At 64.8% G+C, this 2,466-nt stretch carries 3 protein-coding genes; all 3 read left to right on the forward strand.

The annotated features are described in order from the left end of the window. Positions 1 to 456, forward strand: a 456-nt coding sequence (locus tag JFB92_RS24865) for a glycosyltransferase family protein (protein ID WP_199044630.1), incomplete at its 5' end; no start/stop codon positions are given. A gap of 130 nt (positions 457 to 586) precedes the next feature. After that, positions 587 to 2,206 (forward strand): CDP-glycerol glycerophosphotransferase family protein, encoded by a 1,620-nt coding sequence (locus JFB92_RS24870; RefSeq protein WP_199044631.1) that lies wholly within the window; start codon positions 587 to 589, stop codon positions 2,204 to 2,206. A gap of 66 nt (positions 2,207 to 2,272) precedes the next feature. Beyond that, positions 2,273 to 2,466: NTP transferase domain-containing protein (locus JFB92_RS24875; protein ID WP_199044632.1), on the forward strand; the 194-nt coding region annotated here is incomplete at its 3' end.

The raw sequence follows: 2,466 nt of genomic DNA on the forward strand, positions 1-2,466 counted from the left end.
ACCTCCAAGAGCCTGCTGAAGGCCTTCAACATCCTCGGGCCCGGCGGAGTCCTCTGGCTCAACGGCGACGTGGTGTTCGACCCCCAGGTGCTCGACGTGCTGCTGCCGCACATCGCCATGGACCACTCCTTCATCTCGGTCAACACCGCCAAGGTCTCCGACGAGGAGGTCAAGTACACTCTCGGGGCCGACGGCTACATCAGCAGGCTCTCCAAGCGAGTCTCAGACGGCGCCCTGGGCGAGGCGGTGGGAATCAACTACGTCTCGGCCGACGACCGCGCCGTCATTGCAAAGCGCCTGGCCGAAGTCGACGACCAGGAGTACTTCGAGGGCGGCATCGAGGCCGCGATCGAGAAGGACGGTCTGAAGTTCGAGGCGGTCGACATCTCGCAGCACAACGTCATCGAGATCGACTTCGCCGACGACCTCACCAACGCCAATAAGCAGTTCAAGTAGCGACCGGCACGTCCCCCGCCGCCAGAGCGAGTAGAGGCATTCCGAGTTGAAGAAGCTGCTGCGATCATGGTCCGTCCGGCTGAACCTGTTGGCGGTCGCGGCCGTGACCACCGCTGTCACCCTGCAACACATGAAATGGGCGACGATACTACTGTCGCTGGTCGTATTCGCCACGGTCCTATGGCGCAGCCCACGCGCTGTCGGGGCCATGCGCATCGCCCGCACGCTCGCCGCGATCGCGGTCCTGATCCAGACCTGGTATTCCGGGGGGACCGGTCGCTCGGCACTGCTGGTGGCCGGCATCGGCATCACCCTCTTCCTCGCTTATGCCGATATCGTCGCCAGGGCCCTCCATATCGCCTACCTGCAGACCATCGCCATCGACGTCGAGCGCAGCCGTTCCGAGCGACTGAGCACCCCGCCGTCGATCGGGCTCATGGTGAACCTGCTGGGGGTGCTGTACGTGCTCGCGGCCGTGCCCGCTCTCCCACAGGCACGCGTGACCGACGCGATCTTCCTGGCGGTCACCGTAGCCGTCTTCGGCTGGATCGGTGCCGCAGTGCTGCAGAAGCAGCTGATGCGACGTAGCGAATCGCACCCGGTGGACCTTCGCGTCAAGGCCGCCGTCGACCGGATCGGCCCGAAGTTCGTGGTCCACTTCGCCGGGGCGCGGCACTCGGAGTACCAGCTGGCGATGTGGCTGCAGTACTTCGACCAGGTCGGCGATCCATATGTGATCCTGGTGCGTGACCGCTACCTGCTCGAGGGGATCGCCTCCCGCACCGGTGCCCCGATCGTCCTCGTCCCGGCCCAGTCCGTGCTCGACCGGCTGGTGCCGGACAGCGTCGGCGCCTGCTTCTACGTCAACCATGCGGCCAAGAACGCTCAGCTGATCAAACTCGACAAGTACGTGCACGTCCAGTTGATGCACGGCGACTCCGACAAGGCGATCAGCCGCAGCCCGGTCTCGCAGATGTATGACCGGGTCTTCGTCGCCGGACAGGCCGGTGTCGACCGCTACCTGAGGCACGGCGTGGAAATTCCCGAGTACAAGTTCCGCAGGATCGGGCGCCCCCAACTGCACCAGATTCAGGTCGGGCCGCGGCCGCGATCGGAAGGCGACGCTCTGACGGTCCTCTACACGCCGACCTGGGCGGGGCTGACCAGTGAGGTCGACTACTCCTCGCTGCAACAGGGGAAGCGGATCGTGTCCGCGCTCCTCGAACGCGGTGTCCGGTTGATCTTCCGTGCGCATCCGTACACGGCCGCCAATCGCGCCTACCGGGAGCTGGCCGACCAGATTCGAGAGATCATAGCCGCCGACGCCGCCGCGACTGGGCGTGACCACTGGTGGGGGCCGCGCGCTGAGGCCGAGGCGACGCTTACCGATTGCATCAACGCCGCCGACGCCGCGGTATCCGACATCTCTGGGACCGCCTCGGACTGGCTTTACTGCGGGCGGCCTCTCGCCATGACCGACCCGCGAGGCTTCGGTTCGAAGTATTTCGAGGAGTTCCCACTGGCGCGTGCGGCCTACCTGCTCGAACAGGACGCCGGGAACGTCGAGGAGGTCCTTGACCAGCTCCTCTCGATCGACTCCCGGGAGGCGATCCGGTCAGAAGTCCGCGAGTACTACCTGGGTGACTTCGCTCCCGAGGAGCTCGTCGGCGTCTTCCGCCGCGCGGTCAAAGAGACTTACGAGGATGCGGGTTCCAAGGTGGTCGGGCCGTCTTCCGCCGCAGGCGGGTGATGCGAACTTGAGGCGAACGGGCGGTAAACTTCGTCGAACCTACTCATGATTGGTCGGGAAACTTCGATGTCGATGAACATTGTCATTCTGGCTGCGGGGGTGGGGTCTCGATTGGGGCGCCCGCATCCGAAGCCGCTGACGCCGTTGGATTCGGGTGAGACGATTCTCAGCCGGTCGTTGCGGTTGCTGACCTCGCGGTTCAGTCGGCATTCGATTCATCTGGTGGTCGGGTTCAAGAAGGAGATGATCATGGAGGAGGT

Origin of the sequence: Glycomyces salinus (genome assembly GCF_016428645.1) — a bacterium.
Taxonomy (GTDB): domain Bacteria; phylum Actinomycetota; class Actinomycetes; order Mycobacteriales; family Micromonosporaceae; genus Glycomyces; species Glycomyces salinus.

What these genes read in the sequence shown, in the direction of transcription:
- JFB92_RS24870 (WP_199044631.1), top strand. Translation starts at nt 587, where the DNA reads ATGAAATGGGCGACGATACTACTGTCGCTGGTCGTATTCGCCACGGTC.